Annotated in this window: 31 protein-coding genes; 5 read left to right on the top strand and 26 right to left on the bottom strand. The window is 61.8% G+C overall.

Annotation, left to right across the window (positions count from 1 at the left end):
- Positions 1-107 precede the first annotated feature (107 nt).
- From ACEOAC_RS19745 to ACEOAC_RS19785, 9 genes are all read right to left on the bottom strand, one after another.
- Positions 108-602, bottom strand: a complete 495-nt coding sequence (locus tag ACEOAC_RS19745; RefSeq protein ID WP_208399268.1) for a response regulator — start codon at positions 600-602, stop codon at positions 108-110.
- Positions 603-700: 98 nt separating this feature from the next.
- On the bottom strand, positions 701-1330 hold the full coding sequence (locus tag ACEOAC_RS19750; protein ID WP_006464715.1) for a response regulator transcription factor: 630 nt from the start codon (positions 1328-1330) through the stop codon (positions 701-703).
- A gap of 319 nt (positions 1331-1649) precedes the next feature.
- Complete coding sequence (locus ACEOAC_RS19755) at positions 1650-1979, bottom strand: BON domain-containing protein (protein WP_008326489.1); 330 nt, start codon at positions 1977-1979, stop codon at positions 1650-1652.
- A 135-nt stretch (positions 1980-2114) separates the two neighbouring features.
- Positions 2115-2492 (bottom strand): cell envelope biogenesis protein TolA, encoded by a 378-nt coding sequence (locus ACEOAC_RS19760; protein ID WP_102664530.1) that lies wholly within the window; start codon positions 2490-2492, stop codon positions 2115-2117.
- Positions 2493-2680: 188 nt separating this feature from the next.
- Positions 2681-2893, bottom strand: a complete 213-nt coding sequence (locus ACEOAC_RS19765; protein ID WP_006464712.1) for a CsbD family protein — start codon at positions 2891-2893, stop codon at positions 2681-2683.
- A 124-nt stretch (positions 2894-3017) separates the two neighbouring features.
- The gene (locus tag ACEOAC_RS19770; protein ID WP_006464711.1) at positions 3018-3584 is read right to left on the bottom strand and encodes a ferritin-like domain-containing protein; all 567 of its coding nucleotides are present in this window, start codon (positions 3582-3584) and stop codon (positions 3018-3020) included.
- A gap of 119 nt (positions 3585-3703) precedes the next feature.
- Complete coding sequence (locus ACEOAC_RS19775; RefSeq protein ID WP_006464710.1) at positions 3704-4018, bottom strand: DUF883 family protein; 315 nt, start codon at positions 4016-4018, stop codon at positions 3704-3706.
- A gap of 430 nt (positions 4019-4448) precedes the next feature.
- Positions 4449-4682 carry a hypothetical protein gene (locus ACEOAC_RS19780; protein ID WP_241813828.1) on the bottom strand — a complete coding sequence of 78 codons (234 nt, stop codon included), beginning with the start codon at positions 4680-4682 and terminating at the stop codon, positions 4449-4451.
- A 51-nt stretch (positions 4683-4733) separates the two neighbouring features.
- Positions 4734-4931: a CsbD family protein gene (locus tag ACEOAC_RS19785; RefSeq protein ID WP_006464708.1), complete on the bottom strand. Its 198-nt coding sequence runs from the start codon at positions 4929-4931 to the stop codon at positions 4734-4736.
- Positions 4932-5305: 374 nt separating this feature from the next.
- Between ACEOAC_RS19785 and ACEOAC_RS19790 the strand changes: the two genes are divergently transcribed.
- Entirely contained in the window at positions 5306-5482 is a 177-nt protein-coding gene (locus ACEOAC_RS19790; RefSeq protein WP_413445823.1) for a hypothetical protein, read from the top strand.
- An 83-nt stretch (positions 5483-5565) separates the two neighbouring features.
- Entirely contained in the window at positions 5566-6030 is a 465-nt protein-coding gene (locus ACEOAC_RS19795) for a PA2169 family four-helix-bundle protein (RefSeq protein WP_077237642.1), read from the top strand.
- 172 nt (positions 6031-6202) lie between these two features.
- On the opposite strand, the gene ACEOAC_RS19800 is transcribed toward ACEOAC_RS19795, so the two are convergent.
- From ACEOAC_RS19800 to ACEOAC_RS19825, 6 genes are all read right to left on the bottom strand, one after another.
- Positions 6203-6928 carry an ABC transporter ATP-binding protein gene (locus tag ACEOAC_RS19800; protein ID WP_006464706.1) on the bottom strand — a complete coding sequence of 242 codons (726 nt, stop codon included), beginning with the start codon at positions 6926-6928 and terminating at the stop codon, positions 6203-6205.
- 15 nt (positions 6929-6943) lie between these two features.
- On the bottom strand, positions 6944-7711 hold the full coding sequence (locus tag ACEOAC_RS19805) for an ABC transporter ATP-binding protein (RefSeq protein ID WP_284079431.1): 768 nt from the start codon (positions 7709-7711) through the stop codon (positions 6944-6946).
- Positions 7712-7726: 15 nt separating this feature from the next.
- Positions 7727-8941, bottom strand: coding sequence for an ABC transporter permease subunit (locus ACEOAC_RS19810; RefSeq protein ID WP_077235383.1), 1215 nt, complete (start codon positions 8939-8941; stop codon positions 7727-7729).
- 53 nt (positions 8942-8994) lie between these two features.
- A complete protein-coding gene (locus ACEOAC_RS19815; RefSeq protein ID WP_039877283.1) occupies positions 8995-9924 on the bottom strand; it encodes a branched-chain amino acid ABC transporter permease in 930 nt (309 codons plus the stop codon).
- 643 nt (positions 9925-10567) lie between these two features.
- On the bottom strand, positions 10568-11536 hold the full coding sequence (gene ispH, locus ACEOAC_RS19820) for a 4-hydroxy-3-methylbut-2-enyl diphosphate reductase (RefSeq protein WP_413628541.1): 969 nt from the start codon (positions 11534-11536) through the stop codon (positions 10568-10570).
- Between the two features lie 59 nt (positions 11537-11595).
- Positions 11596-12051 carry an FKBP-type peptidyl-prolyl cis-trans isomerase gene (locus ACEOAC_RS19825; RefSeq protein ID WP_006463728.1) on the bottom strand — a complete coding sequence of 152 codons (456 nt, stop codon included), beginning with the start codon at positions 12049-12051 and terminating at the stop codon, positions 11596-11598.
- A 181-nt stretch (positions 12052-12232) separates the two neighbouring features.
- Here ACEOAC_RS19825 and radC point away from each other — a divergent pair, with 181 nt between their 5' ends.
- The 3 genes from radC (at position 12233) to rpmG (ending at position 13541) form a co-directional block, all read left to right on the top strand.
- The gene (gene radC / locus ACEOAC_RS19830) at positions 12233-12907 is read left to right on the top strand and encodes a RadC family protein (RefSeq protein ID WP_413444070.1); all 675 of its coding nucleotides are present in this window, start codon (positions 12233-12235) and stop codon (positions 12905-12907) included.
- 205 nt (positions 12908-13112) lie between these two features.
- Positions 13113-13349, top strand: a complete 237-nt coding sequence (gene rpmB / locus ACEOAC_RS19835; RefSeq protein ID WP_006463730.1) for a 50S ribosomal protein L28 — start codon at positions 13113-13115, stop codon at positions 13347-13349.
- Positions 13350-13373: 24 nt separating this feature from the next.
- Positions 13374-13541: a 50S ribosomal protein L33 gene (gene rpmG, locus ACEOAC_RS19840; RefSeq protein WP_006463731.1), complete on the top strand. Its 168-nt coding sequence runs from the start codon at positions 13374-13376 to the stop codon at positions 13539-13541.
- A 333-nt stretch (positions 13542-13874) separates the two neighbouring features.
- Here the strand turns inward: rpmG and ACEOAC_RS19845 are convergent, their stop codons facing one another.
- The 11 genes from ACEOAC_RS19845 to adk form a co-directional block, all read right to left on the bottom strand.
- Positions 13875-15071: an acyl-CoA desaturase gene (locus ACEOAC_RS19845; protein WP_006463732.1), complete on the bottom strand. Its 1197-nt coding sequence runs from the start codon at positions 15069-15071 to the stop codon at positions 13875-13877.
- An 81-nt stretch (positions 15072-15152) separates the two neighbouring features.
- Positions 15153-16511, bottom strand: coding sequence for a mechanosensitive ion channel family protein (locus tag ACEOAC_RS19850; RefSeq protein ID WP_241811522.1), 1359 nt, complete (start codon positions 16509-16511; stop codon positions 15153-15155).
- A gap of 46 nt (positions 16512-16557) precedes the next feature.
- The gene (locus tag ACEOAC_RS19855) at positions 16558-17133 is read right to left on the bottom strand and encodes a phospholipase D family protein (RefSeq protein WP_241811521.1); all 576 of its coding nucleotides are present in this window, start codon (positions 17131-17133) and stop codon (positions 16558-16560) included.
- 8 nt (positions 17134-17141) lie between these two features.
- A complete protein-coding gene (locus tag ACEOAC_RS19860; protein ID WP_077236531.1) occupies positions 17142-18401 on the bottom strand; it encodes an RsmB/NOP family class I SAM-dependent RNA methyltransferase in 1260 nt (419 codons plus the stop codon).
- Between the two features lie 63 nt (positions 18402-18464).
- Positions 18465-19076 carry a phosphoribosylglycinamide formyltransferase gene (purN, locus tag ACEOAC_RS19865; protein WP_006463736.1) on the bottom strand — a complete coding sequence of 204 codons (612 nt, stop codon included), beginning with the start codon at positions 19074-19076 and terminating at the stop codon, positions 18465-18467.
- 130 nt (positions 19077-19206) lie between these two features.
- Positions 19207-19674 carry a barstar family protein gene (locus ACEOAC_RS19870; RefSeq protein WP_233207686.1) on the bottom strand — a complete coding sequence of 156 codons (468 nt, stop codon included), beginning with the start codon at positions 19672-19674 and terminating at the stop codon, positions 19207-19209.
- A 47-nt stretch (positions 19675-19721) separates the two neighbouring features.
- Positions 19722-20117: a ribonuclease domain-containing protein gene (locus ACEOAC_RS19875; RefSeq protein ID WP_039875565.1), complete on the bottom strand. Its 396-nt coding sequence runs from the start codon at positions 20115-20117 to the stop codon at positions 19722-19724.
- A 125-nt stretch (positions 20118-20242) separates the two neighbouring features.
- Entirely contained in the window at positions 20243-21448 is a 1206-nt protein-coding gene (locus tag ACEOAC_RS19880; protein WP_077236532.1) for a patatin-like phospholipase family protein, read from the bottom strand.
- Between the two features lie 60 nt (positions 21449-21508).
- Positions 21509-22267, bottom strand: a complete 759-nt coding sequence (locus ACEOAC_RS19885; protein ID WP_006463740.1) for an SDR family NAD(P)-dependent oxidoreductase — start codon at positions 22265-22267, stop codon at positions 21509-21511.
- A 212-nt stretch (positions 22268-22479) separates the two neighbouring features.
- Positions 22480-24522, bottom strand: coding sequence for a sodium-translocating pyrophosphatase (locus ACEOAC_RS19890; protein WP_413444067.1), 2043 nt, complete (start codon positions 24520-24522; stop codon positions 22480-22482).
- Between the two features lie 339 nt (positions 24523-24861).
- Positions 24862-25518, bottom strand: a complete 657-nt coding sequence (gene adk / locus ACEOAC_RS19895; protein WP_006463742.1) for an adenylate kinase — start codon at positions 25516-25518, stop codon at positions 24862-24864.
- Positions 25519-25708: the final 190 nt, after the last annotated feature.

The raw sequence follows: 25708 nt of genomic DNA on the forward strand, positions 1-25708 counted from the left end.
CAGGCTGCGTGCCATGATCGGTTCTCGTTGTCTGGTGCACCGCGGTCGCGCCGAACAGCCCTGGCGCCGCGATCGTTGGCTGCACAAATTATGCAGCAAAATCCTGCCTATACCCCACCGGCCTGGGCCGGCCCTTGCGGCGAATTGTTGCTCGACGAGGTCCGCCCGGACTTGCCCCCCTTCTGCTTGGCCAATTCCTGCAACAGGTCACACAGCAGCGGCAGTTCGGAGGACTTGTCGAAGAAGTGCTGTACGCCGCATTGCACGCCCACGCGCCGATAGGTCGGGCTGACGTGATTGCTGAAGACCACCTTCACCTCGCTCTGGCGGCGCGTATTGGAGCGCGCCAGCGACTGCAAGAGGCTCATGCCGTTGCCCTGCTTCAACTGGATGTCCAGGATGAGCACGTCATAGCTGTTCTGCTGCAGATGACGCAGGGCTTCCAGCTCGGTCTCGGCGTAGCCCACCAGGCGCACGCCGGCAATTTCGGCCAGACTCTCGACGATCAGGTCCCGCACGTCCTCCGAATCTTCCACCAGGAAGAGCCGCAGGATCGTCCCGTCGCCGTCGCGCTGGGGCCTGATGTTGAGAATGTCGTCCATGATGCGATGTACCACTCTTCCTTGCCTGCGCCCCCGTCTGGTTCATGCAGCCTCTGCAGCCTGTGCTGCCTGGCCGGAACCGCCCGGGTCGCCGGATCTCAGTCGATCAGGTTGTTCTTGATCGCGTAATAAATGATGTCCGCGTTATTGGTCATGCTCATCTTCTGCAGCACGCGCGAACGATAGGTACTGACCGTCTTTACCGACAGGCACAGCTCGTCGGCGATCTGGGTCACGCCCTGCCCTTGACCCAGCTTGTAGAAAATCTCGTATTCCCGCTGCGAAAGCGTCTCGTGCAGCGGCTTTTCGGAATCCACCGGCTCGCTGGTGAGCAGCTCGGCCACGCCGTAGCTGATGTACTTGTGACCACGCAGGATGGTATTGATGGCGTTGACCAGCTCGGTGGCCAGCGCCTCCTTCTGCACGTAGCCGGATGCACCGCTGCGCAGCACCTGCACCGCATAGCGGCTCTCTGGGTGCATGGACAGCATGAGCACCGGCAACTCCGGCTTTTCCCGCTTGATCTGCTTCAAGACTTCAACGCCACTCTTGTCGGGCATTGCGATGTCGAGCAGGACGATGTCCCAGTCCTGGGTACGCACCAGACGGATGGCTTCTTCCGCCGTACTGGCCTCGCCGCCGATTTCCATCGACGGTATTTCCGAAATGAAATGATGTACACCTGCCCGTACGACCGCGTGGTCATCGACTACAAGTATTTTTGTCATGGCAATTTTGAGCAGTGAATTGAAACGCCAGCGCCGTGGGCGCTGCTTGGTACGATTTGTAGTTGTACTCTGGTTTTACGCCGTTTTACGCGGTAATCAAGTCCACGGGATCTACCCGCTTTCCCGCCGCGCCGCCCTTCCCTGGCCGGCTTCGCGCATGCCCGGCAGCAACGGATTCCAACTATACCCGACTGCACCTGACCTGTCTTCTTGCGGAACGCACCGGATCGGTCCGAGACGCTCTGCAAGCAGCAAGTCCTCAAGCGGGACAAGCGCGGACCGGTCAACAGACCGGTCACGCGCTCACAAGTTCCCGACCTTACTGCTTCAGACGCAGGTCGTTACGCACCGAGACCACACCCTTGACGCCACGGGCCAGTTCGGTAGCACGGGCAGCCGAGGTGGAGCTGGAAACGAAACCGGACAGCTGGACCACGCCCTTGTAGGTTTCGACATTGATTTCAGCGGACTTCAGGTTCGGCTCGTTGAAGATGGCGGCCTTCACCTTGGTGGTGATGACGGCGTCATCGACGTATTCGCCGGTGCCTTCCTTGCCCGGGCTGGATGCGCAGCCCACCAGGGAAACCATGAACAGGGCCAGGAAGAAACCGAGGAAACGCTTGGTCAGGGACATTTTGGTCAGCGACATGATGAAACTCCTATGTTGTTGGGGGATAAGCCTGGTCTGGCGGCCGCGCCACGGACTATCTGCCGGGCGCAAACCGCATGATCGTCAATCGATGGTCAATCGATGGTTTATCGGCCTACGGCCGAAGAACCCGGATTACTTGCCGTACTTGGCCTTGGCGTTGGCCACGCACTTGTCCTTGGCATCGCCGCTCAGGGCGTCGCACTTTTCCTTGGCGACGTCATAGTTGGCATCGTTCTTGTCCTTGCGCGCATCCTTGTCGGCTTCGCTACCCTTACGCTTGGCCTTGGCATCAGCGATTGCCGATTCGTGGGCGGCCTTGGCTTCCTTCTCGCACACGTCCTGGTCGTTACCCTTCAAAGGACCGCATTTCTTCTTGGCTGCCTTATAGTCGGCATCGGCGCGCGACTTGTCGGCCTTGTATTGTGCGGCAGCCGGATCAGCTGCGAAGGCTGCGCCGTGCATGCCGATGGCGGCAGCGCCGAAGATCATGGTTGCGATGATTTTTTTCATTGTGTTGTCCTTCCTCATGGTTTGCTTTGACAGCCTGGGTTGCGGCCTGGGGCCGTATTCTTATGCAGGCCGGGTGAGCGGCCTGCGTACTACGATGTTGCGGTCCTGCGATTTCACTTGCGCTTGCTGCTCACGGTCTCACTCACACTCACTCCAACTCCGGTGCGGGCTTGCTCGCGGCAGGCGGCTTACTGACGCCAGTCCTTGTTGCGATCCTCGAAATCACGGATCTGCTTCTCGGCTTCGTCCTTGCTCACGCCATAGGCCTCCTGCACGCGGCCGGCCAGTTGGTCACGCTTGCCGGCGATGACGTCGAGGTCGTCGTCGGTCAGCTTGCCCCACTGTTCCTTGGCCTTGCCCTTGAATTGCTTCCAGTTTCCTTCCACGATGTCCCAGTTCATGGTGATCTCCTCGTTGTGGGTTGGGGTTCAGATCGAGGGGGATGGCCCCTCGTTACGTTCTCGTTACGTTCTCGTTACCTTCTCGCTTGCGCTCTCGCGCCCAAGCTTGCAACGGTTGCCGGATTTACAGACCCAGCAGATCGCTCATGTCATCAGCGTGTTCTTCTTCCTGCGCCATGATCTGGATCAGCATATGCTTGGTGGTCGGATCGTCGTCACCGATGCGCTCGATCATCTGGCGGTAGGCCTCGATGGCCACACGCTCTTCCACCAGGTTGGCGCGGATCATGTCCTTGATATCGGAGGACTCGTCATACTGCGCATGGCTGCGCTCGGCGATGGTCTTCGGGTTGAAATCCGGCTCGCCATTGAGCTGCACGATGCGCTCGGCAATCTGGTCAGCGTGACTCTGCTCTTCCTGAGCGTGCTGCAGGAACTCACCCTTGATGGCCTCGATTTCCAGGCCCTTGGCGGTGTAGTAGTGACGCTTGTAGCGCATCACGCACAGCAGCTCGGTAGCCAGCGCATCGTTGAGCATGGCGACGACTTCCTCGCGGTTGCCGCGATAGCCTTCGGTCACGGCACCGTCATCGATCTTCTTGGCGGCGGCGCGAATGGCTTCCTTGTCCAGGTGGAAATCGGCTTTTTTCTTGACGTCGGTCTTCGGGGGATTCTTGGTCATGGTGGTCATTCCTTTTCTCCGGTTTCTTGACTAATGCACTTCGCTACGGGGGTGTTGTCCTGTATCCCGCATGCGGAGCGCCTGGCTGCAGCCGTGATGCCGCGCAGGCATCGCAACGGCATGGGAAATCAGTCGTGGTCAGCGCAGCGACCGACGGCCAGACCGACCAGGAGGCCGATACCGGTGCCGATGGCAATGGCACGCCACGGATTGGACTGGACGTAATCATCGGTGCTGGTGACGATCTGACGACCGGTTTCCACCACGGCGGCCTGTGCATCCTGGGCGGTGCTCAGGGCCTGCTCCAGCAGATCCTGGGCGGTGGCACGCAGGTCATCGGCCTTCTTGCCGGTGGTGTTGGCCGCTTCGGCGAACAGGTCCTGGGCTTGTTGCAGCAGCGATTGCACATCGCTTCGGACGGTCTTGAATTTGTTGGCTTGCATACTTGCCCTCCATGTATTCGTTTCGGGTTCAATGGCACGCGCTGATAGCGTCGATAGCGTCGTTCGCGCCTTCAGAATCTGCTCACATCAGGTACTGCAGAACGATCAGCATCAGCACCGGCACACCCAGAAGCCATCCGAGCACGAGCTTGTCCATGATCTCCTCCTCCGTTGTTCTTCATCGTGCCGGCGACTTTCCTGGTGATTGCGATAGTGCGACGCAGTCTCCGGCGCCTTCGTTGCTTGTGAGTTCTTGTGAGTCTTCACTTACGGTTTTCTTACCGTTTTCAATGCATCAGCATTGCTTGCTTTCGTTACGTCCTTCATCACGTCAGCGAGTAGGTTCAAGATACTGAGCCCCTGTTGCGCTCGCTATCGGCGCCAGCCCGATTGCCTTGTAGGACAAAGAGCCAGCCGCCAGGGTGCTGCACTACCGCACGGCGCGGCTACCGCGGCTGCCGCGGCTGCCGCCGTTATCGGCGCCACGGCGGCCACGTTGGGCCACGGTGCGGGCGCTGCCGCCTTCGTCTTCCCAGCGCTGCAGTGCCAGGCTCTGCTGGCGCTGGTCACGACGCGCTGCATCACGGGCCAGTACACGCAGGGTGGCGCAGACGGCGACCCCGGCCATGCCGGCAGCCCACAACAATTTTCTGGCAATACTCATCTCGTCTCCCGCAGGTAATAGCTGATGGCTGATGCCTGATTTACACCGGCCTCACACCGAACCCGCGCGCTGGCGCAGGGAACGCTTGATCAGATCCTGCGCCTCGCCGACCGCGTGCATGATGCGACCATCCATCTGGCGGCGCTGGGCGGCACGTTGCAGCTGCACATTGCCCAGCACGCTACCGACGCCTTCCTGGACTTTGCCCAGGGCAAACTGGAATTGGCCGGTGATGGTCTTCTTGTTCATGGTGCGTCTCCTCGTGGTCAGGGTGGTCGGGGATCACATCTTTGATCCGGCCCCGGCTCATCCGGGACTGCGGATCATCGGCCGGGCCAGGCCATCAGGCCTTGCACCGTTGCGCCGTGAAACCTGTGCAGCATGGGAAAAATGATAGCGAGGCCCTACTGTCGGGCTCTATAGGACGCCTGCCGATTGTCTTGTAGGACAAAGCGCAAAGTCTTGTCGGCATTGGGATTGCGGCATTCCGGCATATTCCGGATAGAGGCTTGCGAGCGGATTTTTTCCAGGATGCTTGCGGAAGGGAAAGCAGGGCTGTTTCCTACATGCGCTTGCGCCGCCGTCCGATGGAAATCACGGGAGTGGACTCATAGGATGACAGCATGCAATCGAAAAGCAGCGCCGACTCCCAGGCTCGCAGGCATCCTGCATCGGGAGCGGCGTCCACCCAACTGAATCCGATAAACAAGAAGGAGAACATCATGGGCAAGTATTTCCTGGCATGGCTGTGTGGCGTTCCGGCTTTCCTGCTGGTGCTGATCTATCTGTTCGTCCACTGATCCGCCCCGTACCGCCGGCCGCGCCGCCAGCAGGCCGCCGGCCGGTGTCAAACGGCGTAAAACAAGCGAGAAAGGAGAGCAACATGACCAACGATCACCTGATTTCCACGCTCAACGACCTGATCCAGATTTCCATCGACGGCGAAAAGGGTTTCCGCGCCTGTGCCGACGACGCACAGGAGCGCTACATCCCCTACAAGGACACCTTCATGGTGCGCGCCACCGAATGTGCGCAGACGGCGCTGGACCTGCAGGATCTGGTACGCCGGCTGGGTGGTGAACCGGCTAGCCACAGCACGCTGGGCGGCACCCTGCATCGCCAGTGGGTCAACCTGAAGAGCGCCATCACCGGGCGTGATGACGAGAGCATCCTGGACGAATGCGAACGCGGCGAAGATGCCGCCGTCAACGCCTACCGCAAGGCCTTGAGTGAAGACCTGCCCACCGATATCCGCCTGATCGTGGAGCGCCAGTATCAAGGTGTGCTGGCCAATCACGACAAGGTACGCAGCCTGCGCAATCAGGTGAAGGCACGCAAGGCGGCCTGATACCCCACACCGTCGCGTGCTAGGCGCACCCGGCATACCGAGGTGACGGCGAAGTGACGGACAAAAAAATAGCGCAGCCTGGCTGCGCTATTTTTTCGCCTGCATGATCTGCATCTCATGCATCATGAAAGATGCAGTCAATGCACTATCGCATCGTCACGAATGCCAATGATCAACCCTCACCCAGGTAAGCCGCCTTGACCCGTGGATCATCCAGCATCTGCTTGGCCTCGCCTTCCATGGTGATCAGGCCGGACTCCATCACGTAACCGCGATGCGCCGCCTCCAGCGCCAGCTTGGCGTTCTGTTCCACCAGCAGGATGGTGATGCCCTGGGCCGACACATTGCGGATCACTTCAAAGATCTTCTCCACCATGATCGGCGACAGACCCATCGAGGGCTCGTCCAGCAACAGCAGCTTGGGGTGGCTCATCAGCGCACGCGCCATGGCCAGCATCTGCTGTTCGCCACCCGACAAGGTACCGGCCATCTGCGCGGCACGTTCCTTCAGGCGCGGGAAGACCTCGAACCAGCGGTCGATGTCGGCCTGGATCTGGCCCTTGTCATTGCTGGTGTAGGCACCCATCAGCAGGTTTTCCTGGATGCTCATGCGGGTGAAGACGCCCCGCCCTTCCGGCACCATCGCCAGCTTGTCCTTGACCAGCTCGAAGGACTTCTTGCCCTTGAGCGGATTGCCCATGTAATACACGTGGCCATCTACCTTGCTGCTGGGCAGCGTGCCGGTGATGGCTTTCAGGGTGGTGGTCTTGCCGGCACCGTTGGCACCGATCAGGGTCACCAGTTCGCCTTCGTTGACTTCCAGCGCAATACCCTTGACGGCCTGGATGCCGCCATAGGCCACGCTCAGTTGTTCGACTTTGAGGATGTTCGTTGTCATGTTCTGTGGTCTCGCTTAATGGCCTGCGCCCAGGTAGGCTTCGATCACCGCCGGGTTCTTCTGTACGTCGGCCGGTACGCCCTCGGCAATCGGCTTGCCGTAGTCCAGAACCGTGATGCGGTTGCACAGGCCCATCATCAGCTTCACATCGTGTTCGATCAGCAGGATGGTCTTGCCTTCGGCCTGGATCTTCACCAGCAGCTCGCGCAGGCCCAGTTTCTCGGTGGCGTTCATGCCGGCTGCCGGTTCGTCCAGGGCCAGCAGTTGCGGGTCGGTGGCCAGGGCACGGGCGATTTCCAGGCGACGCTGGTCGCCATACGACAGGTGACGCGCGGTGCGCTTGGCGAACTGGCCGATGCCCACGAAGTCCAGCAGTTGCTGCGACTTGGCGCGGATCGCCGCTTCTTCGTCACGGGCTGCCTTGTGGCGGAAGACCGCGCCAAACACGTTCTGCTTGGTGCGCACGTGGCAGCCGACCATCACGTTTTCCAGCACGGTCATCTCGCCGAACAGGCGGATGTTCTGGAAGGTACGGGCGATGCCGGCCTTCGCCACTTCGTGCGGGGCGCTGGGGCTATAGGGCTTGCCGTCCAGCTCGAAGCTGCCGGTGTCCGGTTGATACAGGCCCGTGATGACGTTGAAGAAGGTGGTCTTGCCGGCACCGTTGGGGCCGATCAGGCCATAGATCTGGCCGCGCTCGATGGTGATGCCCACGCCGTTCAGGGCTTGCAGGCCGCCGAAACGCTTGCTGACGTCGCGGATCTTGAGCAGTGTCTGTGTCATGTTCTGTGCTCCAGCTTAGGCTTTGACTTCGCCGGTCGTACCGACTTTGGTATGGTCCACTTCGGGACGGTCTTCATGGCGCGGCGAGGGCCACAGGCCAGCCGGGCGGGTCAGCATGATGACCACCATGGCCAGGCCGTAGAGCAGCTGGCGCAGCACTTCGGCATCGATCCAGACACGGCCGAAGATGGCCATCTGCAGCGGCTCCACCACGTGGCGCAGCACTTCCGGCAATGCGGCCAGGATCACGCCACCCAGCACCACGCCGGGGATGTGGCCGATGCCGCCCAGCACCACCATGGCCAGCACGGCGATGGATTCGGTGAGCGAGAACGATTCCGGCGACACAAAACCCTGGAAGGCGCCGAACATGGCACCGGCCACGCCACCGAAGGAGGCGCCCATGGCGAAGGCCAGCAGCTTGACGTTGCGGGTGTTGATGCCCATCGCCTTGGCGGCGATCTCGTCTTCGCGGATGGCCACCCAGGCACGGCCCAGGCGCGAGTCCTGCAGACGCACCGAGAAGAAGATCACGAAGATGCACAGCACCAGGAACAGGTAGTAGTAGGCATTGACCGAGGGCAGGCTCATGCCGAAGACCTTCACCATCGAACCCGAACCGGGCTCGCCGGCCAGCGAGACGCCAAAGACGCGGATCGGGTCGATCAGGTTGATCCCCTGCGGGCCGTTGGTGATGTTGACCGGGGCGTTCAGGTTGTTCATGAAGATGCGGATGATCTCGCCGAAGCCCAGGGTCACGATGGCCAGGTAGTCACCGCGCAGCTTCAGGGTCGGTGCCCCCAGCAGCGCGCCGAAGATGGCGGCCAGCACGCCCGAGATCGGCACGATCAGCCACAGCGAGAGGTGGATGCCGTTCTGCACGATCTGCGGACCATACAGCCAGACCAGGAAGTTGCCGACGTCGGGATAGGTATTGACGAAGGACTCGATCACCGCCGCGAACTGCGGCGAGGCCAGCAGGCCGGCGGTATAGGCGCCGATGGCGTAGAAGGCGATGTAGCCCAGGTCCAGGAGGCCGGCGAAGCCCACCACCACGTTCAGGCCCAGGGCCAGCATGATGTAGAGCAGTGCCATATCCATGATGCGCACCCACGAATTGCCGAAATGCTGGGCAATCATGGGGAAGATGATCATCAGCGCCAACAGCGCCAGCAGGCTGATGCGCGCCTGCTGCGGGTTGCGCTTCATGTCGAAGGTCATGAGAGCCATAGTGTTCTCTTCCGATTCTCTAAGTTCTGTTTTTAACTTTTAAGTCTTGAGTCTTAAGCTCGATCCGCCACGCGCTCGCCCATGATCCCGGAGGGGCGCAGGGTCAGCACGATGATCAGCACGATGAAGGCGAAGATGTCCTGGTAGTTGCTGCCCAGGAAGTTGCCGGTCAGGTCGCCGATGTAACCAGCCCCCAGGCTTTCGATCAGGCCCAGCAGGATGCCGCCCAGCATGGCGCCGTAGATGTTGCCGATGCCGCCCAGCACCGCCGCCGAGAAGGCCTTCAGGCCGGGCACGAAGCCCATGGCGAACTGTGCGGTGGAATAGTTGGCCGCCCACATCACACCGGCGATGGCCGCTAAGGCCGCGCCGATGGCGAAGGTGACGATGATGACGCGGTTGGCGTCCACGCCCATCAAGCCGGCGATGCGCGGGTTCTCGGCGGTGGCGCGCATGGCGCGGCCCATCTTGGTCTTTTCCACGATCAGCACCAGGCCGATCATGGCGGCCAGCGCCAGGATCAGCAGCATGATCTGGGTCGGCGAGATCAGGGCACCGGCGATGTGCACCGGGTCGGACGGCATGACCTGCGGGAATGGCAAGGGGCTGCGGCCCCAGATCATCATGGCGAAGGTCTGCAGCAGGATCGACACGCCGATGGCGGTGATCAGCGGCGCCAGGCGCGGCGCATTGCGCAGCGGGCGGTAGGCGATGCGTTCGATCAGGAGACTGACCACGATACACACCGGGATCGCACCGACGATGGCGATGATCAGCTTGACGATGCCCGGCAGGTCCGGTGCCACATGCTGCACCAGTTTGAGCAGCGACAGGCCCACCATGGCCCCCACCATCAGGATGTCGCCGTGGGCAAAGTTGATCAGGTTCAGCACCCCGTACACCATGGTGTAGCCCAGGGCGATCAGTGCGTACATGCTGCCTAGCACCAATCCGTTGATGATCTGCTGGATGAAAATGTCCATGAATAACTCTTCGATCTAAATTGAAACAATAAAAACACGCAGGTCTGCACCAAAGCGGACACCGCGCGAAAGCATGTCGATTAGCAAAATCCGTTCCCGGCGTTCGGGATAGCGTTATCACCCTTCCTATAAAAGGCGATAGCGCACCGTCGAAACAGTCGTCGAATTCGGGAGGAAATGAAGTGGGGATCAGCTGCTGTCGCCGCCAGGGCGGCGGGGGCTGGACCAGGAAGCGCCACCGGAGCGGCAACTGGGCGGCCGGGACCGGATGCACCGGCGCGCGCCGGTAGGCAGATGGACTTGCATGGTGGTGTCTCCCTGTCTCTGGTTGCGCCGCATTTGCGGCGCTCCGCCCTCTTTGGAGAGGGCTTGCGCGGGAGCCGCCTTTTGGGCGGCGTGTCGATAATGGTGCGGAATTATACGCAGAAGCGGCCAACAATCGCGCACAAACAATCGGCTGTTACACAAGAAATCGCGGTAAGACCATTGAACCATGGGGCAAATCTGCAACAGGCTCCGGCAAGGCGAATTCCCAATAAAAAAGGCTTGCGTCAGCAAGCCTGGGGGGCGGTTGGGGCGGTTGGGGCGGTTGGGGCGGTTGTGGCGGCCGCAACAGTCGATACGGCCGCCAGCTCGCAGGTACTCAGTGGGTCTCGGCAGCCGTGCCGCGCGCGCCCAGGCCCTTGGGCAGGGGGAAGGTGACGTTTTCCTCGATCCCCTCCAGCACACGGACGCTGCGGGCACCGATTTCCTTGATGCGATCGATCACGGCCTGCACCAGCACTTCCGGCGCAGACGCGCCGGCAGTGACGCCGATACGCTGGCGGCCGCTGATCCATTGCGGATCGATCAGGGCAGCGTTGTCGACCATGAAGGCCGGTACGCCCTTCTTTTCGGCCAGTTCACGCAGGCGGTTGGAGTTGGAGCTGTTGGGACTGCCCACCACGATCACCACATCCACTTGCGGCGCCATGAACTTCACGGCTTCCTGGCGGTTGGTGGTGGCGTAGCAGATATCGCCCTTCTTGGGTTCGGAGATGGCCGGGAAGCGCTCGCGCAGGGCGGCGATGATCTCGGCTGTGTCGTCCACCGACAGCGTGGTCTGGGAGACATAGGCCAGCAGCGCCGGGTCGGCCACCTGCAGGCGCGCGACGTCATCCACCGTTTCCACCAGATGCATGCCGCCTTCGGTCTGGCCCATGGTGCCTTCGACTTCGGGGTGGCCGGCGTGGCCGATCATGATGATCTCGCGCCCTTCACGGCGCATCTTGGCCACTTCCATGTGCACCTTGGTGACCAGGGGACAGGTGGCGTCGAACACGGTCAGGCCGCGTTCGGCCGCCTCGGCCTGGATCGCCTTGGACACGCCGTGTGCCGAGAAGATGACAGTGCTGCCGGCCGGCACGTCGGCCAGTTCCTCGATGAACACTGCGCCCTTGGCGCGCAGGTCATTGACCACATAGGCGTTGTGCACGATCTCATGGCGTACATAGATGGGGGCGCCGAACTGCGCCAGGGCGCGTTCGACGATCTCGATGGCGCGGTCCACGCCCGCGCAGAAACCACGGGGCTGGGCCAGCAGGATTTCGGATTCGGCTTTAGCCATGGTCATGGTAATTCCCTTGATTCTTCAAAACATCGCGAGCGCAGTATCGCCAATTATCGAGGCGCTTACAGGATTCCTATGATTTTCACCTCGAACTTCAGCGTCTGCCCGGCCAGCGGGTGATTGAAGTCGAAAATTGCGCCATCATCATCCATTGCACGCAGGATGCCGGCGAAGCGGCCGCCACCGGGGGCGGCGAAGTCCACCAGGTCTCCGATGCGGTATTGCTCGTCCATGGACGAGTTCTCGTCCAGCGTGGCACGCGAGATGCGCTGGACCAGTTCATCGCTGCGCTCGCCGAAGGCCTGGGCCGGCGCCAGTTCGAAGGTCTGGTGCGCCCCTTCCGGCAGGCCCAGCAGGCAGGCTTCCAGGAAAGGGGCCAACTGGCCCTGGCCGAATTGCAGCGTGGCCGGGTTTTCGTTGAAGGTGCTGACGATATCTTCCCCCTCCAGCGAAGCCAGGCGGTAATGCAGTGTGAGGTAGGCGTTTTCGGTGACGACGGGGACGGATGGGCTGGACATGACAGGTATTCGAAGGTGCACAGGAACCCGCTATTGTAAGCCACGTTGGACCGGCGCGCCGCTGGAGGCTTCACGGCGCTGAGGTTCCACATGCAGTTCCCTGCCCTGTCCTTGCGCCTGCGCAAATCCACCCCCTCGTGATCTTCATTCCATCTTCTTAGAGGAGCACAACGACATGAGCATGACCCTGACAGCCTGGCCCAAGGAACAACGGCCACGCGAACGCCTGATCCAGCATGGGCCGGCAGCCCTGTCGGACGCCGAACTTCTGGCAATCTTCCTGCGGGTGGGCATCCCCGGCAAGAACGTGATGGACCTGTCCCATGGACTGTTGCAGCGTTTCGGCACCCTTGATCAACTCTTCGATGCCGCCCACAAGAACAGCGACCTGGGCGACGGCCTGGGTCCGGCCAAATGCAGCCAGTTGCGGGCGGCGCTGGAACTGTCGCGGCGCGTGATCCACGAACAGTTGAAGAAACGATCGGTCATGAACTCCAGCTGCGCCGTGGGCGACTATCTGAAGCTGATGTTCAAGGGCAAGGAACGTGAAAGTTTCGTCGCCCTCTTCCTCAATGTGCGCGGTCACCTGATCGGTACCGAGGAATTGTTTCGCGGCACGCTCAATCATTCCGCGGTCTACCCGCGCGAAGTGGTCAAGGCGGCGCTGCGACACAATGCCGCCTCGGTGATCGTGGCCCATAACCACCCTTCGGGCGACCCTGAGCCCAGCAAGGCCGACCTGGAACTCACCAAGGCGCTGGACGAGGCATTGGGGATGATCAACGTGGATCTGCTGGACCATTTCGTGGTGGCCGAGACACTCGTGTACTCCTTCGCCGACCATGGCCGGCTGTGAAGCAGGCAGGCCTGGCCAGCCGCAAACCCGCATGGAACAAGGCTGAGAGCCCGATGAACCAGGTCTTGACAGCAATGCTTCTGCTAATTGTTAAATCAAACAGGAATGGCAAGACACAATTGTTTTATGCAAGTCATTGAAAAAGCTGAGTTTTTTCCATATACTCTCGTTTTTCCCAAATTCGGAAATTTTTAAGGAGTCTCACATGGCACGTGTCTGCCAAGTCACCGGGAAGGGGCCGATGGTCGGCAACAACGTTTCCCATGCAAACAACAAGACCAAGCGTCGTTTCCTGCCCAACCTGCAGAATCGCCGCATTTTCGTCGAATCCGAGAACCGTTGGGTTTCGCTGCGTTTGTCCAACGCCGGCCTGCGCGTGATCGACAAGATCGGCATCGATGCCGTTCTGGCCGATCTGCGTGCTCGTGGCGAAAAAGTCTAATTAGCAGAGTAAAGGAAATCTATCATGGCGAAATCCGGCCGCGACAAAATCAAACTGGAGTCGACCGCAGGTACTGGTCACTTCTACACCACCACCAAGAACAAGCGTACTACGCCCGAAAAGATCAGCATCATGAAGTTCGATCCCAAGGCGCGCAAGCACGTCGAATACAAGGAAACCAAGATCAAGTAATTGATCCCGGTCTCTGGGTATTCCAGTAAAAAACCCGCAGAGCGATCTGCGGGTTTTTTATTGCCCGGCGCCGGTCGGCGACCACCACCTGGAAGGCAGCACTGCTTTTCCTGCGCGGCAGTGGGCACAAGGCTGCGGGATCAGCCGGCCATTCGTCATTGGACGCTACGTCCACGTCCCACCTTGGCGGGGTAAGCGACGCGACGACCGCTGCAGCCCCTGACCCGGCGCGGACGATTGTTCATATCCCTGAGCGGCGCCCAATGAAAAAATCCCCGCAGATCGCTCTGCGGGGATTTTTCATTCACATCCCGGCCTGACCGGGCTGGAAAATCATGCGTAGCTGCGCAGGCGCAGGGCGAAGTCGCGCAGGGCCTTCACGCCCGAGGCTTCGGCACGTGCACACCAGTCCTGCAGTTGCTGCAGCAGCTGTTCGCGGGTCGAATGCGAACGCTCCCAGATGGCGCTCAGTTCGATGCGCATTTCATGCATGGTCTGCAGCGCCTTGCTGTGGGCGAAGAGCTCGGACAATTGCTGCTTCTGACCATCTTCCAGGCGGCCCGGCTCACGCTGCAGCAGCTTCTTGGAGGACTTCAGGAAGCGCGATTCCAGCTTGGCCTTCTCGATCAGGTGATCCAGCTCGTCCTGCCAGGCGGTCTTCAGCGAACGGGCATACTTGGCCGTCACGTCGTAACGGTTGGAAATGACCGATTGCAGCGTATCCAGGTCGATCACCGACTTCTGGCGATCGAACTTGGGCACCGGAGCCACCTTCTTGACCTTGGCCAGGCCGAAGGTTTCGAGGATGCGGATGTACATCCAGCCGATGTCGAACTCGTACCACTTGGCCGAGAACTTGGCCGAGGTGCCGAAGGTGTGGTGATTGTTGTGCATTTCCTCGCCGCCGATGATGATGCCGATCGGGAACAGGTTGGTGGCTGCATCATTGCAATCGTAGTTGCGGTAGCCCCAGAAGTGACCCAGGCCATTGACCACACCGGCTGCCCAGAAGGGAATCCAGGCCATCTGCACGGCCCAGACCGTTAGGCCGATGGCGCCGAACAGCAGCACGTCGATGATCAGCATGATGCCCACACCCTGCCAGCCGTACTTGCTGTAGATGTTGTGTTCAATCCAGTCGTCCGGGGTACCGTGACCGAACTTTTCCATGGTCTCGGCATTCTTGGACTCATTGCGGTAGAGCTCGGCGCCCTGCCACATCACCTTGTTGATGCCGCGGGTCTGCGGGCTGTGCGGGTCCTCTTCGGTCTCGCACTTGGCGTGGTGCTTGCGGTGGATGGCAGCCCATTCCTTGGTCACCATGCCGGTGGTCATCCACAGCCACAGACGGAAGAAGTGGCTGGGGATCGCGTGCAGTTCGAGCGCGCGGTGCGCCTGGCAACGATGCAGGTAGAGAGTCACGCCCACGATGGTGATGTGGGTCATCACCAGTGTGTAGATGACAATCTGCCAACCGGATGCATGCAGCAGGCCGTTGGCAACAAAGTCGAGGATCGCATCAAGGGTCATCAGTACAACTCCAAATAGAAAACAACTATCGGACTACAAATCGGGATATTACTTGTTCCGTGAAAATGGTTTTATTTTCTTTTAAGTGCCGGGTATTGTACGCGAATTCTTCGGCTCCGGACCATCAGGATTTTCCTGGGGCGTACTTTGGCGGAAGCTCCGCTCATCCATGATGCGAATGTCGCGCTTGGCATGGGCCACCTGGATGCCATGTTGCTTGAAGGCTTTCCAGATCGCACGATTGACGTCGGAAAGGACATTGAGGCGCCCGTTTTCAGGATCGGTGATCCAGAACCCCAGCTCCAGATCCAGCCCATCGACGCCGATCTTGATCAGCAGCGCATGCGGCGCGGTCTGCTGGGAGACTCTCTCTACACCAAGTGCGGCCTGCTCCATGATGGACAAGACCGTTTCCACATCATCCTGGTACAGAATTGTAACTTGTGTAGACAAACGTACAATGCGATGCGTCAAGGAATAGTTCTGTACCGGATTGGAGACAAAGAGCTCATTGGGCAACACCGTCTCGATACCGTCCAGCCCTTCCAGGATGGTGTAGCGGGAATTGATCTGGGTGACCCTGCCAAAATATTTCTCCACCGCAACCATATCGCCGATGACCATGCTGCGTTCCAGCAGGATCACGAAACCGGAGACATAACTGCTGGCGATCTTCTGCAGGCCCAGACCGATACCCACGCCGAGCGCACCGCCGAAGACCGACAGCACGGTCAGGTCGATCCCCACCAGCGACAGGCTGACCAGGAAGGCGATCAGGATCAGCAGCGCACGCGCCATGCGGGCCACCACCGTACGCAGCGAGGAGTGCATGCCGCTGAACTTCATCAGCCGGTTCTCCACCACCGTGCCTATCCAGAGGGCGATGATCAGCGTCACCAGTACCGAGGCCGCGCCCTGCAGCATGGTCAGCAGCGACACCTTGTGGCGCGCCAGCGGCAGCGTGGTGGTATCGAGATAATCGACGAAGTCCGGCCACAGGCCGGTGATCCACAGCACCACGCACAGCCAGACCAGCAGCGCGATCAGCTTTTCCGACAGGTGCAGCAGCGCGCCCACGGTGGCGTCCTTGACGAAGATCCCTCGCAACACATAGAACACGAAGCGCATTGCCACCTGCGCGACGGCCAGCGGGAACATGATTTCCCACAGCGAGACAGCATGGCCGCCGCGCTTGAGGATGAAGTACGCGGCCGTCAGCAGGCCTAGCGCCAGCAACGGTGAGAGCACGCGGGCAAAGCTCTTGACGCCGATCTGCATCACCAGGGACTGCTCTTCCTGGTCGGAGGGCAGCACGAAGCGCGCGCGCAGCCAGCGCGACAGGCCGACACCACCCAGCAGCGAGAGGACGATCACCACCAGCTGGCGCAACAGGTCAACCGGGCTGGGATCAGTGAAAAGGGAGAAGAAATGGTCGGTCATGGGGTCATGAAAGGCCGCTGTCGACGGTCAGCTCAGGCTCGACGCTTCAAGGCGCCGCTTCGGCATCCTGCCGGTGGCGTTGCCAGTTGGCGGCGTAGCGCGCGGCCAGGGGCGGATTCTTGCCCAGGACCAGGATGTTCTCGGCGTTCTTGTGCTGGGCCGACCAGGTGAAGTTATAGCTACCGGTGATCACCGTGGCCGAGGCCAGGCTGGCATCGATGACGATCACCTTGTTGTGGGCATTGCGGTAGGCGGTCTCCAGCCAGACCGGGATGCCGGCACCGCGCAGCTGGCGCAGGCGGTCGTTGGCGTTCTTGTCCAGCTGCCCGCCATCCATGAGCACGCGCACATCGATGCCGCGCTTGCGGGCGGCCACCAGGGCGTCGGTGATGGGCCGGCTGGTCAGCAGATAGGCTTGCACCAGGATCTGGCGCCGGGCGCTGTCGAGCTGGCTGACGATCAGGGCTTCGATGTCGTCCCAGGGAGCGAAGGCCGACTGGATCGTGCCCTGCGCGGCCACCACGGGCGGTGGCGGCAGGGATTCCCTGGCCTGGGCGCCGGGGATGGCGGCCAGGCCAAGCAGCAGCCCGGCCGTCAGGACAGGCACAGAAGCCAGGCGCATCGTGTGCTTCATGCCGCGCGGCGCTCCAGCACGGCCGCAAAGAAGCCGTCGGTCTGATGCAGGTGCGGCAGCAACTTCAGGTAGTCGCCCATGTCCAGCGCAATCTTCTGCTCGGCCAGGACCTCGCTCATCGGACGCAGGATGAAATCCGGGTGCGACTGCAGGAAGTCGGCGATGACTTCGTCGTTCTCTTCTTCCAGGATGCTGCAGGTGCCATACACCAGGCGACCGCCCGGGCGCACCAGGCGGGCGGCGCTGGCCAGGATGGAGCCCTGCTTGGCGCGCATCTCGCCCAGGGTTTCCACGGACTGGCGCCATTTCATGTCGGGGTTGCGACGCAGGGTGCCCAGGCCGCTGCAGGGGGCGTCGACCAGCACGCGATCGAGCTTGCCGGCCAGGCGCTTGACCTTGGCGTCGTTCTCGTGGGCGATCACCACCGGGTGCACGTTGGACAGGCCGCTGCGCGCCAGGCGCGGCTTGAGCTTGGCCAGGCGCTTTTCGGACACGTCGAAGGCATACAGGCGACCGGTATTGCGCATCAGCGCACCCAGGGCCAGGGTCTTGCCACCGGCGCCGGCACAGAAATCGACCACCATCTCACCGCGCTTGGCGCCGACGATCTGGGCCAGCAACTGGCTGCCTTCATCCTGTACTTCGATGGCGCCTTCCTTGAACACCGGGATGTTCTGCAGCGCCGGTTTCTTGAACACGCGCAAGCCCAGCGGCGAATACGGGGTCGGCTCACAGGCCACCGGGGCCTTGGCCAGTTCGGCGATGACGGTGTCGCGGTCCGACTTGATGGTGTTCACGCGCAGGTCCAGCGGGGCCGGGCGGTTCATGGCGTCGGCCAGTTCCAGGGTGGCCGCCTCGCCCATGCGGGCCACCAGCTTGTCCCACAGCCAGGGCGGCAGGTTGCTGCGCATCTGCGGCGCCAGCTGGGTACGATCGATCTGGGCCACACGCTCCAGCCATTCGGCCTCGCCTTCCTGCAGGCCGGCGATGGATTCGGCACCGACAGCATCGGCCAGGCCCAGCAGGGCCAGGCGGCGCATCATCGGACCGATGCCGGACTCGGCGAAGTTGGTCAGCACCGTCTTGTTGCGCAGCAGGCCATAGACGGCCTCGGCGATGACGCCGCGTTCGCGGCTGCCCAGACGCGGGTTGTCGCGGAAATAACGCGACAGCGTCACGTCGGCGGGGCCGGTGAAGCGCAGCACTTCGCGCAGCAGTTCTTCGGTATGGGGAATGATCGCGGGAGGCAATCTCATGCTAGGTCCTTCAGTTTCAATTCAAGATAAGTGATGCGCAGGCCGGCCCGGCCGGCAGGCAATTCAGGCCGCGCCCGTCAGGCGCACGCGGGCGCCTTCCAGTGTCAGGCGGCCGTCGATGAACCAGCGCACGGCGCGCGGGTAGATCGCATGTTCCTGTTCCAGCACGCGCTGGGCCAGCGTTTCCTCGCTGTCCTCTTCCAGCACCGGCACGGCCGCCTGGGCCACGATGGGGCCGTGGTCGAGATCGGGCGTGACGAAATGCACCGTGGCGCCATGCAGCTTCACGCCGGCGGCCAGGGCCTGCCGGTGCGTCGCCAGGCCCGGAAAACTGGGCAGCAGGGACGGATGGATGTTGAGCATGCGGCCCTGGTAATGGTCCACGAAAGGCGCCGTCAAGATGCGCATGAAGCCGGCCAGGACCACCAGGTCAGGGGCAAACGCATCGATGCGATCGCGCAGTGCGGCGTCGAACAGATCACGCGTGGGATAGTCGCGATTGGCGATGACGGCGGTGGCGATACCGTGCCGGGCGGCGAATTCCAGGCCGCTGGCATCAGCGCGGTTGCTGATGACGGCGGCGATTCTGGCAGGCCACCGCTCGGCCTGTGCGGCACGGACGATGGCTTCCATATTGCTGCCCCGTCCGGAAATCAGGATGACGATGCTTCTCATGGGGTCGCATTGTACCTGCTGCCGGCCCGGCTGCCGCCGTTTTTCACAATGCGAAAGGCAGGGCGTGGCGTAAATGCTTTATCCGGATGTACCCCGAATGTGCCGGAATGTGCCCGGATTGCTGCGCAATTTACTGGAAGGAATAGAAAACCCGGAACGGCACCTTCTTTTCGGCCCAGTAATCGGCGGCGTCGCGGAACACGTCCAGCAGGGTCTCCCGGGCTTCCTTGTCGAACTTCTGGGTATTGGGCAGTTGCTCCAGCACCACGACGAAGCCGATCTGCTTGCCGGCCTTGTGGGTCAGGTCGGTCAGGCAATCATGCAGGGCGTCGAAATTCTTGCCGAAATGCCGGGGGAAATGGAAGGCGCTGGCGATGGTGCTCAATACCTGCTGCTTGGTGACGGCCTCGGCACAATAGGCATAGAGAAAATGCTGCTCCAGATGCGCGGCCTCCTGCTGCAGCTCGTTCACGCGGAAGGCGCGAATGGACTGCACGATATTGGGCGGCACCGTTTTAAACAAACTCATTCTCCCTTCAGTATCCATAGGCGGGGCTGTGTGGCTGTCGTGGTTGATCTGGCTGACCTGGGCTGACACGCGTGCTGCGACAGGGCCCGGTGCCCTGCCCTGCTGCCTGACCGCGATCAATCGCGGATCCGGCGGAAGCTCTTGTAGTGATCGCTCGTGTAATAGTATTCGCCGGAAGACTTGGGATCCCCGCCACTGATGATGCGTCGGGCGCCCCGGTTGCGGGCGCGCGGCGTCTTGACAGTGTATTCGCGATAATACCCGCGCTTCTGCCTGGGTAAAACCCCTTCATAATTGCCGAAGACGGCACCGTCCTTTTCATACGGGAAAGGCCCGCCCTCGCGGATCAGGGCCATGGTCTGCTGGGCCTCGCGCGGCAACTGGTCGAGGTTCACTTCGGGCAGACCGCCCGGCTCCGGGCCACGTGCATGCACGGGCGCGGCCAGCATCAGGGCGGTGAGCAGCACCAGCCAATACTTCATGAATATCGAGGAGATGAATCGAGCTCGCATCTGCGTGGTCCGTGGTTATTCTCTAAATTGCAATTTTGTCAATTAAAAACAACAGCACCCGGTAGATTAACTTGTTGCTTTCAGCTAGGCAACCACGGCAGGGCCAGGGCTTGACCGGCAGCAAATCAGGCAGAGGCTTGGAGCAATTGCGCCGTGTCCGGTTCAAAAAAGGCCAGCACTTCCTCGCGCTTGGCGTAGGTGTCGCTCTCGCCCAGGGCGATCAACTCGTTGGTGAAGCTCTGTTCGAACAACAGGTAGGACGCCAATGCCGAACCACGGGCCTCGGTCGCGCCGATGCCGCCCAGCATGGTGCGGATCGGGCGCGGCAGGCTGCTCACGTGACGGCTGGCGATGCTGTCGATGCGGTGCGAGGGCGAGATCACCAGGGTACGGATGGGTTTCAAGGGCGTGTGGCGACGCTGCTCCTCGTTCAACACCGAGAGGGTCTGGTTGACCCGGTTGATGCGTTCGATGTCGGCCGACAGGCCATCCAGGAAGATGCCCGACATCGCATGCCCTGCCACCTGCGCCAGGCTGGGATAGTGCGGCGTGTTGGTGGGCGCCTGCTCGCCTTTCTCGCCCATGCGGCCGGCGCCGATGATGAGCACCTTGGTCGCGCCCAGGTGGATGGCCGGCGAGATCGGTGCGATCTGGCGCATGGAGCCATCGCCGCAGTATTCGCAGCGCCCGTCGATATACACGGGAATGGCCGGAAAGATGAAGGGAATCGCCGACGAGGCCAGCAGATGGTCGATGCCGATCTGGTCGCGGATGGCCAGACGCTGCGTGCGCCGCCAGGGTTCGATTTCCTCGGCGCATTGATAGAAGGTGATGTGCTGGCCGCTGGTATAGGACGAGGCGGTCACCGCCAGCGCGTGCAGCTGTCCTTCCGCCAGCGCGGCATCCAGACGCGGCAAGTCCAGCAGGCGATGCAGCATGCTCACCAGGGGCGTGTTGTCCAGCAGGGAATTGGGCGGGTTGGCGCGCCACTTGCGCAGCAGCCAGCCGAACGAGAACAGCGACAGCCAGCGCGCCCCGGAGCGGATCACGCCCAGTGAATCGGCGCGGTAGACCTGCTCCACCTGGAAGTTGCTCCATACCGCCATCAGCTCGCGCACGGCCTCGCCGAAATCATCGGCGCGGCAGGCCAGCGCGGTGCCGTTGATGGCACCGGCCGACGTGCCGCAGATGATGGGGAAGGGATTGCTGTGTACCGGCCAGCCGGCTTCGAGCAGGATCATCGAGAGCGCATTGAGCACGCCCACCTGATAGGCCGCCCGTGCGCCGCCGCCGGTCAGGATCAAGCCTGTTTTATGTTCCATTGTCTCCATGCGGGCAGCTTATCAGCAGCGCCCGCGCTGTGGACAAGAGAATTGGCAGGGAAATGCGGCCTATTTGGGGGGCATGCGGATGGCCCCATCCAGACGGATGGTCTCGCCGTTCAACATCACGTTCTCGATGATGCTCCTGGCCAGTTGCGCGTATTCGGTGGCGCGCCCCAGGCGCGGCGGGAAGGGCACGGCCTGGCCCAGCGAGTCCAGCACTTCCTGCGGCATGGCCAGCATCATGGGCGTTTCGAAGATGCCGGGGGCAATGGTCATGACCCGGATACCGCTGCGCGACAGATCTCGCGCCATCGGCAAGGTCATCGCCACGATGGCGCCCTTGGAGGCCGAATAGGCGGTCTGCCCGATCTGGCCGTCATACGCCGCCACCGAGGCGGTGTGGATGATGATGCCGCGCTCGCCCTCCGCCAGCGCCTCGCCCTTGGCCATGGCATCGGCCGCGAAGCGCGCCATGTTGAAGCTGCCGACCAGGTTGATGTTGAGCGTCTTCATGAACAGCGCCATGGTATGCGGGCCGTTCTTGCCGATCAGCTTTTCGGCCGGGGCGATACCGGCACAATTGATCAGGCCGCGCAGGCTGCCCAGCGCTTGCGCGGCCTGCACCACCGCCTGCGCATCGTCCTCGGAACTGACATCGCAGCGCACGAAGATGCCGCCCAGTTCCTGCGCCAGCGCGCTGCCGGTTTCCTGGTTCAGGTCGGCCAGCACCGGCTTGCCGCCGGCGGCCGCGATCATGCGCGCAGTAGCCGCGCCCAGACCGGATGCTGCGCCGGTGACGATGAAAACATTTCCTTCGATACGCATGGAGTCTCCTGTTTTTTATCTCGCTGGCCCGGATGGATGGCCCGGGTCGCCGTGGCCTGATGATGAGGTGATGCCTCAGGCAGCATTATTTGACGGATCGGCCGGCCTGGCAATGTCTGCCCGGCGTGGCGATTCCGTGCTGGCGGAGATTATGCGCAGGCCGCCGCGCCCCGACTATCCGCGCGGCGACAATTGCACGACTGCAGACCGGTTCAGTTCGGCATGTTCGGCAACAGCGGCACCAGCAGCAGCGCCACGATGTTGATGATCTTGATCAGCGGATTGACCGCCGGTCCGGCCGTGTCCTTGTAGGGGTCACCCACGGTGTCACCGGTGACTGCCGCCTTGTGGGCATCGGAACCCTTGCCGCCGTGATGACCGTCTTCGATGTATTTCTTGGCGTTGTCCCAGGCGCCGCCACCAGTGGTCATCGAGATCGCCACGAACAGGCCGGTGACGATGGTCCCCATCAACAGCCCACCCAACGCCGAGGCACCCAGCAGCAGCCCCACCAGGATCGGCACGATCACCGGCAGGAGCGACGGCAGGATCATCTCGCGGATGGCAGACGAGGTCAGCATGTCGACCGCTTTGTCGTATTCCGGCCGTCCGCTGCCATCCATGATGCCCTTGATCTCGCTGAACTGGCGCCGTACCTCGACCACCACCGCGCCAGCCGCCCGCCCCACCGCTTCCATCGCCATCGCGCCGAACAGGTAGGGAATCAGCCCCCCGATGAACAACCCGATGATCACCGCCGGACTGGAGAGGTCGAAGCTGGCGGTCTTGCCCACCGATTCCAGCGCATGCGTGTAATCAGCGAACAGCACCAGCGCCGCCAGCCCGGCCGAACCGATGGCATAACCCTTGGTGACGGCCTTGGTGGTATTGCCCACCGCATCCAGCGGATCGGTGATGGCCCGCACCGAGTCAGGCAGGCCGGACATCTCGGCGATGCCGCCGGCATTGTCGGTGATGGGGCCATAGGCATCGAGCGCCACCACGATGCCAGCCATGGACAGCATGGCGGTTGCCGCGATGGCAATGCCATACAGGCCCGCCAGCCAGTACGACACCAGGATCGCCGCGCACACCGCCAGCACCGGATAGGCGGTCGACTTCATCGACACCCCCAGGCCAGCGATGATGTTGGTGCCATGGCCGGTGGTGGAGGCCTCGGCGATATGCCGCACTGGCTTGAAGTCGGTGCCGGTGTAGTACTCGGTGATATAGACCATCAGGCCGGTCAGCACGATGCCCACCACCGCCGCGCCCATCAGCGGCACGCGCAATTCGGGCGGCAGCAGCAGCCAGGTGACCAGCGCAAAGCCCACCAGGGACAGCCCGGCCGACCACCACAAGCCGGTATAGAGCGCCGACATGATCTTCTTGCCCGGCTGCGCCTTGACCATCGCGCAGCCGACGATGGAGGCCAGGATCGACACCCCGCCCAGCGCCAGCGGATACAGCACGGCCAGCGTCTCCATGCCCTGCAGCACCAGGGTACCCAGCAGCATGGTGGCGATCAGCGTGACCACGTAGGTCTCGAAGAGGTCGGCCGCCATGCCGGCGCAATCACCCACGTTGTCGCCGACGTTATCGGCGATCACGGCCGGATTGCGCGGATCGTCCTCGGGAATGCCGGCCTCGACCTTGCCCACCAGGTCGGCGCCCACATCGGCGCCCTTGGTGAAGATCCCCCCGCCCAGCCGGGCAAAGATGGAAATGAGCGAGGCCCCGAAAGCCAGCCCGATCAGCGGCTGGATGGCGTCGTGCAGACTGGCCGCGCGCCCCTGTCCATAGACATACAGGACCCAGAAGAACAGCGACACTCCCAGCAGCCCCAGGCCCACCACCAGCATCCCGGTGATCGCCCCGCCACGAAATGCCACGGCGAGCGCCTCGTTCATGCCCCGCGTGGCCGCCTGGGCGGTGCGCACATTGGCCCGCACCGAGACATTCATGCCGATGAAACCGCAGGCGCCCGACAGCACCGCCCCCAGCAGGAAGCCGACGGCGGTCAGCCAGCCCAGTCCGGGGATGAGGGCAATGACGATCAGCAGCACCACGCCCACCATGGCGATGGTGCGGTACTGCCGCGCCAGGTAGGCCGCAGCGCCCTGCTGGATGGCCAGTGCGATTTCCTGCATGCGGGGGTTGCCGGGGTCCTGCTTGAGAATCCAGCTACGCGAGACGAGGCCATAGATCACCGCGACAATGCCGCAGGCAATGGCAAACCACAGGGCAAGTGCCATCTTTATCTCCTTTTGTTATCACGACTCATCAACAATCACGAACATCCGCCGTGGCACCCGGGCGGGCATCGCTGCCCTGTTACCCACGCATCACCGCCGATACTGCGCCTGCAAATTACGTCGCCCTTCTTATTGGAGTTGTTGTGCTTGCCCGGGCTGCAACCGCCACACCCTCGGGCGGGTGCGGACGGCGACCAATTCCGATCGACCTCGCCGATTGACCTCGCCGATGGACCGCGATCTGCCGCGATCTATCGATTTGTTAGTTTTCGAGCTCTTCCGCTCTTTGTGTCAGCCTTCAAAAGGCTAAAAAAAAAGCGGACCGTAGTCCGCTTTACTTTACTCCGCCAGGGCGGCAAATGCACGATCCCTGATTTCTTCCACCGGACCCACGCCGGCGATCTTGCGATACTTCGGCGCACCCGGCTGGCCCGATTCGGCCCACTTGCCGTAGTAGCCCAGCAGTACTTCGGTCTGGTCATGGTAGACCGACAGGCGCTTCTTGACGGTTTCTTCCTTGTCGTCGTCGCGCTGGACCAGCGCTTCGCCGGTGATGTCATCCTTGCCCTCGACCTTGGGCGGGTTGAACTTGACGTGGTAGCTGCGACCCGAACCCGGGTGCACGCGACGGCCGCTCATGCGCTCGACGATGGCGCTGTCGGGGACGTCGATTTCCAGCACGTAGTCGATGGCCACGCCGGCTTCCTTCATGGCGTCAGCCTGACGGGTGGTGCGCGGGAAGCCGTCGAACAGATAGCCATTGGCGCAATCCGGCTGTTGCAGACGGTCCTTGACCAGGCCGATGATGATGTCGTCGGAAACCAGACCGCCCGCATCCATCACCTTCTTTGCGGCGATACCCAGCTCGGTACCCGCCGCCACCGCAGCACGCAGCATGTCGCCGGTGGAGATCTGCGGAATGTTGAATTTTTCCTTGATAAAAGTGGCTTGCGTGCCTTTACCGGCACCAGGCGCTCCTAAAAGGATGAGGCGCATAGGGTTTCCTAAATTGAGGTTTTTGAAAATTTGAATGCTTGAATTCTTTTGCGACGGGATGACAGAGGATGCCTGCCATCTACACGGTTATGCAGCTTGTTTGCGCGCCGTTTGCGTCAGCTCCGGGACGAAACTTACCACAAAATCTTACCGAACCATGACAAACGCCTGATTTTTAAGCAGTCTCCTG

The organism is Herbaspirillum frisingense, assembly GCF_047325095.1.
Lineage (GTDB): Bacteria > Pseudomonadota > Gammaproteobacteria > Burkholderiales > Burkholderiaceae_D > Herbaspirillum > Herbaspirillum frisingense.

Bases quoted from the DNA above. Each gene is read 5' to 3' on its own strand.
- ACEOAC_RS19825 (WP_006463728.1), bottom strand. From the start codon at position 12,051: ATGTCCAGCCCATCCGTCCCCGTCGTCACCGAAAACGCCTACCTCACA.
- ACEOAC_RS19855 (WP_241811521.1), bottom strand. From the start codon at position 17,133: ATGCGCCTGGCTTCTGTGCCTGTCCTGACGGCCGGGCTGCTGCTTGGC.
- ACEOAC_RS19885 (WP_006463740.1), bottom strand. From the start codon at position 22,267: ATGCGTATCGAAGGAAATGTTTTCATCGTCACCGGCGCAGCATCCGGT.
- ACEOAC_RS19850 (WP_241811522.1), bottom strand. From the start codon at position 16,511: ATGACCGACCATTTCTTCTCCCTTTTCACTGATCCCAGCCCGGTTGAC.
- ACEOAC_RS19780 (WP_241813828.1), bottom strand. From the start codon at position 4,682: ATGAGTATTGCCAGAAAATTGTTGTGGGCTGCCGGCATGGCCGGGGTC.
- ACEOAC_RS19800 (WP_006464706.1), bottom strand. From the start codon at position 6,928: ATGACAACGAACATCCTCAAAGTCGAACAACTGAGCGTGGCCTATGGC.
- ACEOAC_RS19765 (WP_006464712.1), bottom strand. From the start codon at position 2,893: ATGAACTGGGACATCGTGGAAGGAAACTGGAAGCAATTCAAGGGCAAG.
- ACEOAC_RS19845 (WP_006463732.1), bottom strand. From the start codon at position 15,071: ATGACCCTTGATGCGATCCTCGACTTTGTTGCCAACGGCCTGCTGCAT.
- ispH (WP_413628541.1), bottom strand. From the start codon at position 11,536: ATGACCATGGCTAAAGCCGAATCCGAAATCCTGCTGGCCCAGCCCCGT.
- adk (WP_006463742.1), bottom strand. From the start codon at position 25,518: ATGCGCCTCATCCTTTTAGGAGCGCCTGGTGCCGGTAAAGGCACGCAA.
- ACEOAC_RS19890 (WP_413444067.1), bottom strand. From the start codon at position 24,522: ATGGCACTTGCCCTGTGGTTTGCCATTGCCTGCGGCATTGTCGCGGTG.
- ACEOAC_RS19875 (WP_039875565.1), bottom strand. From the start codon at position 20,117: ATGCGAGCTCGATTCATCTCCTCGATATTCATGAAGTATTGGCTGGTG.
- ACEOAC_RS19860 (WP_077236531.1), bottom strand. From the start codon at position 18,401: ATGAGATTGCCTCCCGCGATCATTCCCCATACCGAAGAACTGCTGCGC.
- radC (WP_413444070.1), top strand. From the start codon at position 12,233: ATGACCCTGACAGCCTGGCCCAAGGAACAACGGCCACGCGAACGCCTG.
- purN (WP_006463736.1), bottom strand. From the start codon at position 19,076: ATGAGAAGCATCGTCATCCTGATTTCCGGACGGGGCAGCAATATGGAA.
- rpmG (WP_006463731.1), top strand. From the start codon at position 13,374: ATGGCGAAATCCGGCCGCGACAAAATCAAACTGGAGTCGACCGCAGGT.
- ACEOAC_RS19810 (WP_077235383.1), bottom strand. From the start codon at position 8,941: ATGGCTCTCATGACCTTCGACATGAAGCGCAACCCGCAGCAGGCGCGC.
- ACEOAC_RS19760 (WP_102664530.1), bottom strand. From the start codon at position 2,492: ATGAAAAAAATCATCGCAACCATGATCTTCGGCGCTGCCGCCATCGGC.
- ACEOAC_RS19805 (WP_284079431.1), bottom strand. From the start codon at position 7,711: ATGACACAGACACTGCTCAAGATCCGCGACGTCAGCAAGCGTTTCGGC.
- ACEOAC_RS19795 (WP_077237642.1), top strand. From the start codon at position 5,566: ATGACCAACGATCACCTGATTTCCACGCTCAACGACCTGATCCAGATT.
- ACEOAC_RS19750 (WP_006464715.1), bottom strand. From the start codon at position 1,330: ATGACAAAAATACTTGTAGTCGATGACCACGCGGTCGTACGGGCAGGT.
- ACEOAC_RS19770 (WP_006464711.1), bottom strand. From the start codon at position 3,584: ATGACCACCATGACCAAGAATCCCCCGAAGACCGACGTCAAGAAAAAA.
- rpmB (WP_006463730.1), top strand. From the start codon at position 13,113: ATGGCACGTGTCTGCCAAGTCACCGGGAAGGGGCCGATGGTCGGCAAC.
- ACEOAC_RS19815 (WP_039877283.1), bottom strand. From the start codon at position 9,924: ATGGACATTTTCATCCAGCAGATCATCAACGGATTGGTGCTAGGCAGC.
- ACEOAC_RS19755 (WP_008326489.1), bottom strand. From the start codon at position 1,979: ATGTCGCTGACCAAAATGTCCCTGACCAAGCGTTTCCTCGGTTTCTTC.
- ACEOAC_RS19790 (WP_413445823.1), top strand. From the start codon at position 5,306: ATGCAATCGAAAAGCAGCGCCGACTCCCAGGCTCGCAGGCATCCTGCA.
- ACEOAC_RS19880 (WP_077236532.1), bottom strand. From the start codon at position 21,448: ATGGAGACAATGGAACATAAAACAGGCTTGATCCTGACCGGCGGCGGC.
- ACEOAC_RS19775 (WP_006464710.1), bottom strand. From the start codon at position 4,018: ATGCAAGCCAACAAATTCAAGACCGTCCGAAGCGATGTGCAATCGCTG.
- ACEOAC_RS19785 (WP_006464708.1), bottom strand. From the start codon at position 4,931: ATGAACAAGAAGACCATCACCGGCCAATTCCAGTTTGCCCTGGGCAAA.
- ACEOAC_RS19745 (WP_208399268.1), bottom strand. From the start codon at position 602: ATGGACGACATTCTCAACATCAGGCCCCAGCGCGACGGCGACGGGACG.